This window comes from Salipiger sp. D13 (genome assembly GCF_003703915.1).
GTDB classification, from domain to species: Bacteria; Pseudomonadota; Alphaproteobacteria; order Rhodobacterales; family Rhodobacteraceae; genus Salipiger; species Salipiger profundus.
This window is the reverse complement of the sequence record NZ_ML112591.1, coordinates 428,923-442,342: the sequence shown is the minus strand read 5'-3', so window position 1 is coordinate 442,342 and position 13,420 is coordinate 428,923. Positions and strand designations below refer to the sequence as shown.

The following is a 13,420-nucleotide window of genomic DNA, read 5'->3' as shown; positions in this document are numbered from 1 at the left end:
GACCGGAGGTGTCAGCCTTCGGCTGCTCCCCTACGGGCGTCGCTCGAGGAGCCGATCCCGCTGCGCGGGCCGCCCTGTGCCTCCACTCTCGCGACAAGGGCCTTGCGGCTCATGGCCCAGATCGGTTTCAGCGCGCGCAGGTCGTCAGGCGCGGGGAGGGTCTCGTGTTTCAGGCTGGCTTCGATCTTCAGCAGCGCGGAGCGCATCGCCCCGACCCCGAAGGTGCCGCAGGAGCCTGCGCAGCGATGTGCCCGCGCCGCGAGGTCGGGCGCGTCCGGTGCGGTCTCTGCAAGCGCGGCGATCTCGCGGTCCGTCTCCTGCAGGAAGCGTGCGAGCAAAGGCTGGGCGGCGCCATCGGGAAGCGCATCGAGAAACTGGTCCAGCAGGCGATCATCTAGCAGGGACAGGGGCGATGACCGCTGGTCGTTCGGCTGCGGTTTCGCTGGCGCAATTCCGGCGACACTTCGGGCAAGCGTGTCCCGCAGGCCCATGCGGTCGACGGGCTTTGTCAGGAAGGCCGTCATGCCCGCCTGACGAAAGGTCTCGCGTTCTTCTGGGAAGGCGTGGGCCGTGAGCGCGATGATGGGGGCGCGTGCGGACGGGCCGCCGCCACGGCGGATTGCGCGCGTGGCTTGCGTGCCGTCCATGACCGGCATGGAGATGTCCATGAGGATGACATCGAACCGCCGGGATGAGGCTTTTTGCACTCCCATCTGCCCGTTCTCGGCGATGGTGACGTGATGACCGTCGCGCTCCAGCATCCGCTGCACGATGAAGCGGTTGATCTCGTTGTCCTCGACGACCAGCACCTCCAGGGCCGAGATCGGCGGGACGGTTGCCGGGTGGGGCGGCGCTTCGGGCGCGACTTCAGCGGCCGGCGGCAGGGGCAGGCGGATCCAGAACAGGCTGCCTTGACCGGCTTCGCTCTCGGCGCCGATTTCGCCACCCATCAGCCGGGTGTAGCGGCGCGCGATGCCGAGACCCAGACCGGTGCCACCGGCTTCGCGCGCGTAGGAGGAATCGAGCGTCTCGAAATCCTCGAAAATCCGGTCGAGCTGCTCTTCCGCGATGCCGATTCCGCTGTCGATAACGCGAAATTCGATCATTTCCCCGGTGCCGGGAAGCTGCTCGACCTCGATCTCCACCTTGCCGTTTCGCGTGAACTTCAGCGCGTTACCCGTCAGATTGAGCAGAACCTGTCGCAGCCGCCGGGCATCGCCCTCGACCAGCGGACGTGGCGCGCCGCACCAGTGCCATGACAGCCGGTTGCCGTAGCTTTCGGCAAGAGGGATCGCCGTCGCGACCAGCCCGTCCAGCAGATCTCGCAGCGAGAAAGGCGCGGGGTCCAGCGCCAGCTTGCCGGCCTCGACCTTCGTGAGGTCGAGAACGTCGTTCACCAGATCCAGCAGAAGCTGGCCGGAGACCTGCATCCGGTCGAGAAGACCTGCCGGGGACGAGCCGAGGTCATGGTCTCGCAGAAGTTGCATCGTGCCCAGCAGTCCGTTCAGCGGAGTGCGCATCTCGTGGCTCATCACGGCGAGGAATTCCGATTTCGCGCGCTCTCCGGCAAGGGCGCGGTCGCGCGCCTCGGTCAGTTGCTGCTCGGCCTCCTTCCACGGCGTGATGTCGCGGATATAGGCCACGTAGAGCGGTTCCTCGGTCTCGGCCCGGTCGACGCTGAATTCCGCGGGAAAGCAGCGCCCGTCGCGGGCCTGGAGGGTGACCTCGAAATTGCGTTCCTCAGGGCGGGGGCGCCGGCGTTCCTCGGCGAAGGCGAAGACCGAGACAAGCGCGTGATCCGATGCCTCGGGCGGTGCGAAGAGATGGCGGGCGGGTCGTCCGCAGGCTTCGGCTCTCGTGTAGCCGAAGATGCGTTCGGCCGCAGCGTTGAAGGCGCGTATCTCGCCGGCCTCATCGGTGACGACGATGGCATTCGGCGAGGTCTCGACGATGGTGCGCAGCCGGACGCTCGTGCTTTCGACCTGGTCTGCGCGGTCGCGCGCCAGCCGGAAAAGTCGAAACAGGGTGACCGCCAGGAGGGTGAGCCCGAGAAACAGCGCCATCAGCACGGCCGCCATGTAGATCAGCAGCCGCGTGATCCCCTCCCGCCGCCGGTCCGAAAGCTCGGCGAAGCTGGAGAGGGCAGCCAGCGAGAACGCGCGAATATCCTTGCCGACCGTCTCCGTCTGTGCGGTCAGCATCGGCAGGGCCTCGGCCAGCGCGGCCTCGGGCCCGTCGATCAGCGGGGTGGTGGCGCCGAGAAAGTCCTGCACGCGGGTGTAGGGATTGGTGAACCCGGGCGTGTCGTCGAGCGCCCGGAACAGCCTGCCGTCGCGCAGGGTGACCATGCGGCTGTAGAAGATGTCGAAACGCAGCCGCACCGTGTCGAGCGCACTCGGGTCGGCCTCTGCCTGCTCGAGGGCCAGCTGGAACCTCAGGAACTCGACGTCGGCCTGTGCGAGGGTCCATTGCAGGTTGTCGGAATTCGCCGTCGAGAAGGCATCGATCTCGCGCTGGACCATCATGCCGAGCCAGATGACCAACCCGCCCCAGCACAGGAGGATCAGGCCACCGAGCGCACTTCGGGCGCGTGTCGTGCCGGTGAGGTGGCGCAGGGGCAGCAGGACGCTCATCGGACCATGCATCAGTCGAGCACGTCGATGCGGTCGAACTGCCAGATGCTGCGCGCATGGATATGGCAGGTTCGGACGGCGGGATCGGCATCATGGGGATACATGAGCCCGAGCGTGCCCTTGTCGCGCACCGACACGGCTGCGCGACGATCGTGATGGGCGATGACCGGCGCCTTCGCGGGCGCGTCGATGCAATGACCCGTCGCCCCGACTGCTTCGAGCAGGGAGCGCAGCGTCACTCCGGTGAGTTGCGGCGGCGTGCCCGTCCGGATCGTGCGGGTTTCGCTCTTCCGTTTCTCCAGCCTTTCGAGCCCGACACGGTCGAAAAGGGGGCGCGCGCCTTTGGTGACGTGCATGGTGCTGCCGCCGACGCTCTGTACACTCACGTTGGACGGGACGGAAAACTCCGTCGCCGTGCCAGATGGGTGGGGCTGGGCAAGCACGGCCAGCGTGCACAGAAGGGTCGGCAGGAATAGCATGGATCCGGTCCTCGGGGTGGGGCCAGATGTAAAATTCGCATCGCCGGCGGCCTCGGGTCACTCGCGCATGCGGACAGGGCGCGCACCCAAAGGGCGAGATCACGAGCGCGTTCGTAGTGCAGGGCTGGGGCATTGCGGCTTCCGGCGGTGTTGTCGATGCCCGGGGAATACCTGCCATCCGTTAACAAACTGGAGAGATCGGGCGGATAATCTGCCCTTCACGCTTCCAGGACCCGGGGGCAGCACCTGATTCGATTTCTTTCCGGTCGCATGCCGGGGGCGATGTGCAGACCGAAGCGCGCCTTGCGAAGGGAGACAGATGTGACGGCCATTTCGAACCCGCGCCAGGCAGCGGGCCGCCGCGGCGCACTGCGTATCCTGATCGCCGACGACCACGAGCTTCTGCGCGATACGCTCGAGCTGTTCCTGGCCTCCGAAGGCGACTTCGAGACAGTCACCGTCGCCAGCTACTCCGAGGCGGAACAGCTCGTCGCGTCGGGCGAGCGGTTCGATCTCGTGTTGCTGGACTATTCCATGCCGGGAATGAACGCGCTCGAGGGGTTCGAACGAATGAGCGCCCTCGAGGGCGCGAAGCGTGTGGCCATCATCTCGGGCACGGCCAGCCGCGAGGTTGCCGAGCGGGTGCTGGCCACCGGCGCGGCGGGCTTCCTGCCCAAGACGCTCTCGGCGAAGTCTCTCGTGAACGCGGTGCGCTTCATGGCGATGGGCGAGCAATATGCGCCGCTCGACTTCATGCGCAGCGATGACCCGGGGCACCGCAACCCGCTGGCGGAGCAGCTGTCACGCCGCGAACTGGAGGTGCTCGAGGGGCTGACGCGGGGCAAGTCCAACAAGGAGATCGCGCGTGACCTTCAGATCCGCGAGCCGACGGTGAAGCTGCACGTCAAGACGCTCTACCGGAAGATCAACGCCGCGAACCGCACGCATGCGGCGATCATCGCGAAGGAGGCCGGACTTTTCTGACACGCTGACCGATGCAAGGGGCGCGAGCCCCCCGGTGCATCGATCGGTCAGGTCAGTCGCCGGTCAGACCCATTTCGCCATCGGCGGCAGGCTCATAAGCACTGCGTTGGCGTCATGTCCGGTGGCGAGGCCGAACTTGGTGCCGCGGTCGTAGACGAGGTTGTACTCGGCATAGAGCCCGCGGTGCACGAGCTGTGCGTCCTTGTCGGCATCGGAAAAGGGCTGCACGCGCCGTTTCTCGACCAACGGCAGGTAGGCGGGCAGGAAGGCGCGGCCGATGTCCTGCGTCAGCGCGAAATCGGCCTCCCAGTCGCCGGTGTTGCGGTCATCCATGAAGATGCCGCCGACGCCGCGCGCCCGCTTGCGGTGGGGGATGTAGAAATACTCGTCTGCCCAGGCCTTGAGCTCAGGGTAGACCGTGGCCCCGTGCGGATCGAGCCAGGCCTTCTGGGTGTCGTGGAAATGCGCCGTGTCCTCGGCATACTCGATGCACGGGTTGAGGTCGGAGCCGCCGCCGAACCACCATGCGTTGGGGGTCCAGAACATCCGGGTGTTCATGTGCACGGCGGGCGCATGCGGGTTCTGCATGTGCGCGACCAGGCTGATGCCGCTCGCCCAGAAGCGCGGGTCGGTCTCGATGCCGGGAACGCCGCGCGCAGCCATGGATTTCTGCGCGGCCTCGCCCAGCGTGCCGTATACCGTCGAGACGTTCACGCCGACCTTCTCGAAGACGCGGCCGCCGCGCATCACGCTCATCAGGCCTCCGCCGGCGTCGCTGCCGTCCTCGGTGGAGCGTGTCGTCGGCGTGACTTCGAAACGCCCGGGCTCTGAAGCGGAGAAGGGGCCGGTGGCATGGGTGGCCTCGAGCCCCTCGAAGGCGGCCACGATCTCGTCGCGCAGGCTGCGGAACCAGTCCGAGGCCCGGGTCTTGCGGGCGTCGAAGTCGGTCGTCTCGGTCATGGTCGGGGCCTCCTGGTCTGCGACGGCCCCCGTGTTAGCCGAGGGACCGGCCGGGAGCAATCAGTGCGCCGGGGTCTGCACCGGGTCAAGCAGGGTGCGGCCGCCGTCGACGGTCAGGATCTGGCCGGTCATGAAGCCGGCCGCCTCGGACGCGAGGAACTGCACCGCTTCGGTCAGCGCGGCCGGCGAGGCGATATGGCTCAGCGGCGTGTTGTCCTCGATCTCCTTGCGGACGTTGGGCTCGTCCTTGAGGATGTCCTTGAGCTTTGCCGACATGACCGAGCCGAAACTGATGCCGTTCACGCGGATCCGGTGCGGCGCCATGGCGACCGCCATCGAGCGGGTCATCTGGTCGAGCGCGGCGCAGGAGACCGAATAGGCCATGAGCTGGGGCTGCGCCCGCCGCGCCGCGATGGACGACAGGTTGATGATCGAGCCAGCGGGCCGGTCGCCGGCGCTCTCGGCCTGCTTGATCATGCGTTTCGCGACGATCTGGCTCAGGCGCAGCGCCGGCATGAGGTTCTGCCCGATCAGCGTCTCGACGGTGCCGTCGTCGATGTCGAGCGGATCCGCGGGGATCATCTGCCGTGCCCCGTTCACCAGGATATCGACCCGGTCGAAGGAATCGATCGTGGCCGACAGCAGGTTCGCGAGCGTCAGCCGCTCACGCAGGTCGCCGGCGAAGTAGCGCATGTTGTTGTCGTCGTCCTGCTTGCCACATTCCTTGGCAAGCCGGTTTTCGTCCATGTCGGCGAACATCACGTTGGCGCCCTTGTTGGCGAAATGCCGGGCGATGGCGAGCCCTACGCCGTTGGCGGCGCCGGTGACGATGGCGGTCTTGCCTTCGATCGAATAGCTCATGCGGAGGATCCTGCGATCTGGCCCCGCTCAGGGGCGATGACGGCGTTCAGCGATGCGGACGCGTGGCGTGGAGGATCTTGAACCGACCATCACCGGCAATCTCGTCGCTGTTTCGGAAATGCGCCTCGAGCGCGGTTTCGTAGGGCAGGTGACGGTTGGCGACGAGCCAGAGCGCCCCCGAGGGTTTCAGCACCCGCCGCGCGGCAGCGATGAAGGCCCGTCCGAGCGCCGGGTCGGCCTTGCGCCCGACGTGGAAGGGCGGGTTCATCACCACGGCGTCGAGCAGCACGGGCGGCTGCCAGGTGGTCGCATCGGCCCAGTGGAACCGGGCGCGCGTGTCGTCGATGTTGCGGCGGGCGCAGTCGAGCGCGGTGGCGTCGGCCTCGACCAGGTGCAGGCTGGCGATCTTGTCGCGCTTCAGCAGGCCCATGGCGAGCCCGCCCCAGCCGGCACCCAGATCGGCCACGTCTCCGCCGACCTTGTCGGGCAGGGCGGCGAGCAGAGCTTCGGTCGCGGGGTCGGGCGCATCGGCCGAGAATACGCCGGGTGCAGTCCAGTGACCGTGGGCGTTGACCTCGGCGTGGCGCGTCCAGTCGGCGAAATCGGCCGTGGCGTCGATCCAGATCGTCTTGCCGTGCGCCTTCGAGACCTGCCCGAGCAGCGGGACGCGGCGCTTGATCGCCTTGATGATGGGCTCGATGCCGTCGGTCTTCTGTCCGTCGATCACGATGAGCCCGCCTGTCGCGGCTGCGCAGGCCTCGGCCACGCGCGCCTCGGCAAGGTCGCGGGCGCGCGGCAGGAAGACGATCGCGGCGGCGAAGGGGCCCTCGGGCGTGCGGGTGACGGAGACGCCGCGCCGCTCCCAGGCGTCGAAGTCGGGCTTGACGTGCTGCAGGACGACACAGCGGTCGAGCGGGAGCGCATCGGCGACCAGATCACCGGGCGCGCCCAGCAGCAGGATGCGCCCCTCTTCGGGCAGGGTCATCCCTGCCTCGGTTGCGAAACTCAGTCTGTCGGCTGTCATGGCAGGGCCGCCGGGGTGGGGCGGCTCACTCCTTTTCCATGGTACATTGGAGCGGGTGCTGGTGGCGGCGGGCGAAATCCATAACCTGCCCGACCTTGGTCTCGGCGATCTCGTGGCTGAAGACGCCGACCACGGCGACGCCCTTCTTGTGCACGGTCAGCATGATCTCGAACGCCTGCGCGTGGGACATGCCGAAGAACCGCTCGAGCACGTGAACGACAAATTCCATCGGGGTGTAGTCGTCGTTGAGCAGCAGAACCTTGTAGAGCGGCGGCCGCTTGGTCTTGGGCTTGGTCTGCAGGACCACATCGGCATCGCCCTCGCCACCCCCGGGAGAGGACGGCGTGTTCGCGAGGCGGATGGTGTTTTCCGTGATGGGTAGGGGCATCTCGGGCTCAAGGCGCTTTGCGGTTGAAGGTTTGAAGCGTCTATATAAAGCGGGGCGCCCCATGAGGAAAGGGGCGCAGAAGGGAGTCTTGCCTGTATGACCCGCAATTTGCAAACGATAGGTTTCGACGCGGACGACACGCTCTGGCACAACGAGCGGTTTTTCCAGCTCACGCAGGAGCGTTTCGCGGCGCTGCTGAAGGATCACGCAGAGGCGGATCACCTGGGCGAGCGGCTGCTCGAGGCCGAGAAGCGGAACATCGGTCACTACGGATTCGGTGTGAAGGGCTTCGTGCTCTCGATGATCGAGACCGCGATCGAGGTCACCGACGGCCGGGTTCCAGGAAGCGTGATCTCGGAGCTGCTGAAGGCGGGGCAGGACATGCTCAACCATCCCATCGAACTGTTGCCCCACGCGCGGGAGGCGGTGGAGACGCTCGCCGAGAAACATCATCTCGTGCTCATCACGAAAGGCGACCTTCTGCACCAGGAGCGCAAGCTCGCGCAATCCGGTCTGGGAGAGCTGTTCGACGCGGTCGAGATCGTCTCGGACAAGCAGGCGGACACCTATGCGCGTATCTTCGGGCGCACTCCGGGCGGCCCCGAAGCGGCGATGATGGTCGGAAATTCGCTGAAATCCGACGTCTGCCCGGCGCTTGAGGCAGGCAGCTGGGGCGTGCATGTGCCGCAGGATCTGCTCTGGTCGCTCGAGCACGCCGACGTGCCCGATCATCCGCGTTTCGTCGAACTTGGGGATCTCGGCACGCTGCCAGACCTTGTCTCACGCATCGGTTGAGTCGGGGTCGCGCAGGCTGGGTGTCGCAAATTTGCCGCAATCGCCGTTTTGGTGTGCCCGTTGACGCCTCGACGCAATATATGGGTTTGCCTGCCTTCGAAAAGGGCTGTAAATCAACAGATTGCAGTCTTTCCTTGAAGCACTTTCCGTGCTAGCTTGTCTGACAATCAAAAATGTTCACCGGCGAAAACAGTCGGGAACGCGAGGCAGACAGAAGGCGGATACCGTGAAGGAACGGCGTAGGCAGTGGCCGGGCCGAGCAGGCCTGTTGCACAGAAATATCCTGTATCTCGTTACAACGTTGTGTTTTCTCATCGCGATGCCGATGAGCGCGACCGCGGCCCCGTATGCGGCCATGGTTCTGGACGCCCGCTCGGGCGAAGTCCTCCATTCCGAGAATGCAAATACGCGGCTGCATCCGGCCTCGCTGACGAAGATGATGACGCTCTACATCACCTTCGAGGCGGTCCAGCACGGCGAGATCACCATGGACACGATGGTGACGGTGTCGCGCAACGCCGCATCCGAGCCGCCCTCGAAGCTGGGGCTGCGAGAAGGGCAGAAGATCAAGCTGCGCTACCTGGTGCGCGCGGCGGCGGTGAAGTCGGCCAACGATGCGGCCACCGCCATCGGCGAGGCGATCTCCGGGACCGAGATGGCCTTTGCAGCGCGCATGACCCGCACGGCCAAGGCGCTTGGCATGAACGCCACGACGTTCAAGAACGCCAACGGCCTGACCCAGTCGGGGCACCTCTCGACGGCGCACGACATGTCGCTGCTCGGGCGGCACATGGTCTACGACTACCCGCAGTATTATAACCTGTTTTCCCGGGTCTCGACCGACGCGGGGATGCGCGAGGTCTACAACACCAACCGCCGCTTCCTGAGATCCTACAAGGGCGCTGACGGCATCAAGACGGGCTACACCCGCGCCGCCGGTTTCAACCTTGTCGCCTCGGCCGAGCGCGGGCGCGAGCGGATCATCACCACGGTCTTCGGCGGCCGGTCGACCTCGACCCGCAACGCCAAGGTTGCCGAGCTGATGGATCTCGGCTTCAAGCGCGCCAAGACGAACGTCGCGCTGCGCAAGCCATCGATGCCGGCCTACCTCGGCAACCGGGGGCTGTCGGTGATGGTCGCGAAGAGCGCCGATCCCTCGCCCGAGGGGGCGCGTGGCAAGACCGTGCGTGTCGTCGCCGCGGCGGTCACACGCAGCCTGCGGCCGCAGGCGCGTCCGGGCACGGGCGAGGTCGATGTCGCGCCGCTGGTGGCCGAGATCGAGGGCGACATCGAGACGGTCCTTGCCCAGGTGCAGACCGCCGAAGAGACCGCCGTGGCCGAGGTGCCCGCGCCGCCGCAGGTCGCGGATGCGTCGAAGACCGCTCCGGACATGTCGATCAAGCCGATGCGTCGTCCGCAGCAGATCGTGCTGGCAACGGCTGCCGCCGCCGCTGTCGAGCCGATCGTCGAGACCACCGCCGAGGCCGCGCCGGCATCGCAGGAAGTGGTGACCCGCGTCTCCACCTCCGGTGGGCGTCACTGGGGCATCAACGTCGGTCGCTATCCCAGCCGCTACGCCGCCGAGAAGGTGCTGCTGAAGACCGCGCTGATGGAGACGACGACCCTCGATGGCTCGCTGCGCAAGGTGGTCAACCGCAGCAGCGGCTTCGATGCCAACTTCATGGGGCTGTCGCGCGAGACCGCGGACCTTGCCTGTCGCCGGCTCCAGGCCCGGCAGGTGACCTGCTTCATGATCGGGCCGGGCTGACACAGCCCGCGCCTTCGGAACGTGACCGGCCCGGAAGGGGACCGGCGTGCCTCACAGGATACTGGCCCTCGGAGATTTCCGGGGGCCTTTTCCTTTTGAAGGGGTCTTTCAGGAAGGGAAAACGGTATTCGCCGGGATGGCGAAACGCCGGAAATGACAAACCCCCGAAAGGCCGTCTGCCCCGGGGGTTGCCGTATCGTATATGGACGCTCGGGCGGCCGGAGCCGCGTCTTGCGTCGATGTGCCGGAAGGTCAGCTGCGTGACCGGCGGCGTCAGGTCTTAGAGGAGACCTTCGCGCTGGGCCTTCTTGCGCGCCAGCTTGCGGGCACGGCGGATGGCCTCGGCCTTTTCGCGCGCTTTCTTCTCGGACGGTTTCTCGAAATGTTGCCGGAGCTTCATTTCACGGAACACGCCTTCGCGCTGCAGCTTCTTCTTCAGGGCGCGGAGCGCCTGATCGACATTGTTGTCGCGAACACTGACCTGCATGTGGTTGTCACCACCTTTCTAGGTTTGAGTTGCAATGATTGCAGGAGGTGGCCGTATAGCAAGGCCGAACTAAATTGTCTAGGGTTCAGAAATAACTGAGTCGAAGGAGAGGCCCCATGACAGACGATACAGCTGGGCGCCTGCTGGATGCGGCGCTGAACCATGTCGCCTTCGACGGGTGGTCGGAAACGACCTTCCGCGCGGCGGTCAAGGATGCGGACGTGGACCCGGTGGTGGCACGCGGCCTGTTTCCCCGAGGGGCGGTCGACCTGGCCGTCGCGTTTCACAAGCGCGGCGACGACGCAATGGTCGAACGCCTGAAGGAACTCGAAGCAAACGACGAGGGCGGCCTGCGCTACCGCGACCGCATTGCGCGCGCGGTCCGCACCCGGATCGAGGTCGTGAAGGACCGCGAGGCGGTGCGCCGCGGCTCCACGCTGTTTACCCTGCCGCCCTATGCGCCGGATGGGGCCAAGCTCGTCTGGGGCACCGCCGACCGGATCTGGGAAACGCTCGGAGACACCGCGCGCGACGTGAACTGGTACACCAAGCGCGCCACGCTGAGCGGTGTCTACTCCTCGACGGTGCTCTACTGGCTGGGCGACGATTCGGTCGATCACCAGGCGACATGGGATTTCCTCGACCGACGGATCGAGGACGTGATGCGCTTCGAGAAGACCAAGGCCAAGATGCGTGAAAACCCTGTTCTCAAACGGGTTCTTGCCGGTCCCGAGAAGGTTCTGAGCAACATCCGTGCGCCGCGTTCGGTGCGCGAGAACGACCTGCCGGGCGGCTGGACCGCCCCGCGATAGAAACCAACAGGAAGACCACATGACCGACATGATGCGCGCCGTCGAGATCTCCGAACCCGGCGGCCCCGAAGTGCTGCGCCTGACCGAGCGCCCGGTGCCCGAGCCGGAGCACGGCGGCGTGGTGATCCGCGTGGCCTGGGCCGGGGTGAACCGTCCCGACGCCCTGCAGCGGGCCGGCAACTACGCGCCGCCGAAAGGAGCGAGCGACCTGCCGGGCCTCGAGGCCTCGGGCGAGGTCGTCGCGGTCGGCCCGGACGTCACGTGGCCTGCTGTCGGCGACGAGGTCTGCGCGCTGCTGCCCGGCGGCGGTTACGCGGAATACGTGGCGACGCCCGCCGCGCACTGCCTGCCGGTGCCGCGCGGGATGGGCCTGCGCGAGGCGGCCTGCCTGCCCGAGACCTTCTTCACCGTCTGGTCGAACGTCTTCGAGCGCGGCGGCCTGCAGGCCGGCGAGCGGTTCCTCGTGCATGGCGGCAGTTCGGGCATCGGCACCACGGCGATCCAGCTCGCCTCGGCCTTCGGGGCGCGTGTCTTCGCGACCGCCGGGTCGGCCGATAAATGTGCCGCCTGCGAATCACTCGGGGCCGAACGCGCGATCAACTACCGCGAGGAGGATTTCGTCGAGATCCTGCGCGGCGAGGGTGGTGCGCATCTGATCCTCGACATGGTGGGCGGCGATTACATCCCGCGCGACGTCAAGGCGCTGGCGGACGAGGGGCGGCTGGTGCAGATCGCCTTTCTGCAGGGCCCCAAGGTCGAGCTGAACTTCGCGCAGGTGATGATGCGCCGGCTGACGATCACCGGCTCGACGCTGCGGCCGCAGAGCGACCTTGCGAAGGGCCGGATCGCCGAGGCGCTGCGCGCACAGGTCTGGCCGCTGCTCGATGCGGGCCGGGTCGCGCCGGTGATGGACTCGGATTTCCCGCTCGCGGATGCCTCGAAGGCCCACGACCGGATGGAGAGCTCCGGGCACATCGGCAAGATCGTCCTCAAGGTCGCCTGAGCTTCCCCTGCTTTTCCCCGGCGGTCGCCGTGAGCGCCTGCCGGGCCAGAGGGTCCGCTGCCCCCTTGTGCTGATGTCCCCGGCGGCGCAGTCTCGGCGCCGAACAGGACTGCACGCAGAGGAGCGAGACATGGCCGACACGGCGCGAACGGTGATCATCGAGGAACACGGCGGGCCGGAGGTGCTCCGCGTCGTCGAGCGCGAGGTGGGCGAGCCGGGTCCGGGCGAGATCCGCATCCGGCACGAGGCCTGCGGGCTGAACTTCATCGACTGCTACCAGCGCTCGGGGCTCTACCCGATGCAGCTGCCGCAGGCGCTGGGGATGGAGGCCTCGGGCGTGGTCGAGGCCGTGGGCGAGGGCGTGACGCATCTCTCGGCCGGTGATCGCGCGGCTTATGCGGCGTTGCCGCCGGGTGCCTATTGCGAGGCGAGGGTGATGCCGGCCGCGCAGGTCTGCCGGCTTCCGGACGCAATTCCCTTCGACGAGGGCGCGGCGATGATGCTGAAAGGGCTGACGGTGCAGTATCTCTTCCACCGCACGACTCCGCTCAAGGCCGGCGACACCGTGCTCTTTCATGCCGCCGCCGGGGGCGTCGGGCTGATTGCCTGCCAATGGGCGAAGTCCGAGGGTATCCGGCTGATCGGCACCGCCGGGTCGGACGAGAAATGCGCGCTGGCGCTGGAGCATGGCGCCGACGCCTGCATCAACTATGCCACCGAGGACTGGGCCGCGCGGGTGCGCGAGCTGACCGACGGCGCGGGCGTCGACGTGGTGATGGATTCGGTCGGCAAGGCGACCTTCGAGGGTTCGCTCGACTGCCTGAAGCCGCTGGGCATGATGATTTCCTTCGGCAATGCCTCGGGGGCGGTCGAGGCGTTCAACCTCGGCATCCTCGGGCAGAAGGGCTCGCTCAAGGTGACGCGCCCGACCCTGTTCACCCACATCGCCGATCATGCCGCCTGCCAGGAGATGGCCGGGATGCTGTTCGGCAAGGTGGTGTCCGGGGACGTGAAGATCCGCATCGGCCAGCGCTTCCCGCTGGAAGAGGTTGCCGAGGCGCATCGCGCGCTCGAGGCGCGGCGCACCACCGGCCAGACCATCCTGACGTTGTCCTGACGCGGGCCTGATCCCGCGGTGCGCCCTTGCGGGCGCGCAGGGGAGCCCGGTGCCGCCTTGCGGCAGCCCCGGGCCGTGTGGGGGCTCTGCCCCCTTTGCGGCTGCGCCG

13 protein-coding genes are annotated in these 13,420 nt (G+C 67.0%); 6 read left to right on the top strand and 7 right to left on the bottom strand.

Annotated features, from left to right (window positions below; genetic code table 11):
• Nucleotides 1-11 precede the first annotated feature (11 nt).
• Together D6860_RS06405 and D6860_RS06400 are read right to left on the bottom strand one after the other, a co-directional pair.
• Nucleotides 12-2,633 carry a hybrid sensor histidine kinase/response regulator gene (locus tag D6860_RS06405; protein WP_076622628.1) on the bottom strand — a complete coding sequence of 874 codons (2,622 nt, stop codon included), beginning with the start codon at nucleotides 2,631-2,633 and terminating at the stop codon, nucleotides 12-14.
• 11 nt (nucleotides 2,634-2,644) lie between these two features.
• Complete coding sequence (locus D6860_RS06400; RefSeq protein WP_076622627.1) at nucleotides 2,645-3,112, bottom strand: hypothetical protein; 468 nt, start codon at nucleotides 3,110-3,112, stop codon at nucleotides 2,645-2,647.
• Nucleotides 3,113-3,481: 369 nt separating this feature from the next.
• On the opposite strand from D6860_RS06400, the gene D6860_RS06395 reads away from it, so the two are divergent.
• Nucleotides 3,482-4,096: a response regulator transcription factor gene (locus D6860_RS06395; RefSeq protein ID WP_076625266.1), complete on the top strand. Its 615-nt coding sequence runs from the start codon at nucleotides 3,482-3,484 to the stop codon at nucleotides 4,094-4,096.
• A gap of 63 nt (nucleotides 4,097-4,159) precedes the next feature.
• Here the strand turns inward: D6860_RS06395 and hemF are convergent, their stop codons facing one another.
• From hemF to clpS, 4 genes are read right to left on the bottom strand one after another with little or no spacing between them, the layout of a single operon-like run.
• The gene (hemF, locus tag D6860_RS06390; protein ID WP_076622626.1) at nucleotides 4,160-5,056 is read right to left on the bottom strand and encodes an oxygen-dependent coproporphyrinogen oxidase; all 897 of its coding nucleotides are present in this window, start codon (nucleotides 5,054-5,056) and stop codon (nucleotides 4,160-4,162) included.
• Nucleotides 5,057-5,116: 60 nt separating this feature from the next.
• The gene (locus D6860_RS06385; RefSeq protein ID WP_017467427.1) at nucleotides 5,117-5,917 is read right to left on the bottom strand and encodes an SDR family NAD(P)-dependent oxidoreductase; all 801 of its coding nucleotides are present in this window, start codon (nucleotides 5,915-5,917) and stop codon (nucleotides 5,117-5,119) included.
• Between the two features lie 46 nt (nucleotides 5,918-5,963).
• Nucleotides 5,964-6,941: a class I SAM-dependent methyltransferase gene (locus D6860_RS06380; protein ID WP_076622625.1), complete on the bottom strand. Its 978-nt coding sequence runs from the start codon at nucleotides 6,939-6,941 to the stop codon at nucleotides 5,964-5,966.
• Nucleotides 6,942-6,966: 25 nt separating this feature from the next.
• Entirely contained in the window at nucleotides 6,967-7,329 is a 363-nt protein-coding gene (gene clpS, locus D6860_RS06375; protein ID WP_017469756.1) for an ATP-dependent Clp protease adapter ClpS, read from the bottom strand.
• A gap of 96 nt (nucleotides 7,330-7,425) precedes the next feature.
• On the opposite strand from clpS, the gene D6860_RS06370 reads away from it, so the two are divergent.
• Nucleotides 7,426-8,124 (top strand): HAD family hydrolase, encoded by a 699-nt coding sequence (locus tag D6860_RS06370; RefSeq protein ID WP_076622624.1) that lies wholly within the window; start codon nucleotides 7,426-7,428, stop codon nucleotides 8,122-8,124.
• 325 nt (nucleotides 8,125-8,449) lie between these two features.
• Complete coding sequence (locus D6860_RS06365) at nucleotides 8,450-9,892, top strand: D-alanyl-D-alanine carboxypeptidase family protein (protein ID WP_083697921.1); 1,443 nt, start codon at nucleotides 8,450-8,452, stop codon at nucleotides 9,890-9,892.
• 280 nt (nucleotides 9,893-10,172) lie between these two features.
• Here D6860_RS06365 and rpsU read toward each other — a convergent pair whose 3' ends face one another.
• The gene (gene rpsU, locus D6860_RS06360; RefSeq protein WP_007818122.1) at nucleotides 10,173-10,379 is read right to left on the bottom strand and encodes a 30S ribosomal protein S21; all 207 of its coding nucleotides are present in this window, start codon (nucleotides 10,377-10,379) and stop codon (nucleotides 10,173-10,175) included.
• A gap of 116 nt (nucleotides 10,380-10,495) precedes the next feature.
• On the opposite strand from rpsU, the gene D6860_RS06355 reads away from it, so the two are divergent.
• From D6860_RS06355 to D6860_RS06345, 3 genes are all read left to right on the top strand, one after another.
• A complete protein-coding gene (locus D6860_RS06355) occupies nucleotides 10,496-11,191 on the top strand; it encodes a COQ9 family protein (protein WP_017468639.1) in 696 nt (231 codons plus the stop codon).
• Between the two features lie 19 nt (nucleotides 11,192-11,210).
• On the top strand, nucleotides 11,211-12,194 hold the full coding sequence (locus D6860_RS06350; RefSeq protein ID WP_076622622.1) for an NAD(P)H-quinone oxidoreductase: 984 nt from the start codon (nucleotides 11,211-11,213) through the stop codon (nucleotides 12,192-12,194).
• Nucleotides 12,195-12,324: 130 nt separating this feature from the next.
• Nucleotides 12,325-13,311: a quinone oxidoreductase family protein gene (locus D6860_RS06345; protein ID WP_076622621.1), complete on the top strand. Its 987-nt coding sequence runs from the start codon at nucleotides 12,325-12,327 to the stop codon at nucleotides 13,309-13,311.
• Nucleotides 13,312-13,420: the final 109 nt, after the last annotated feature.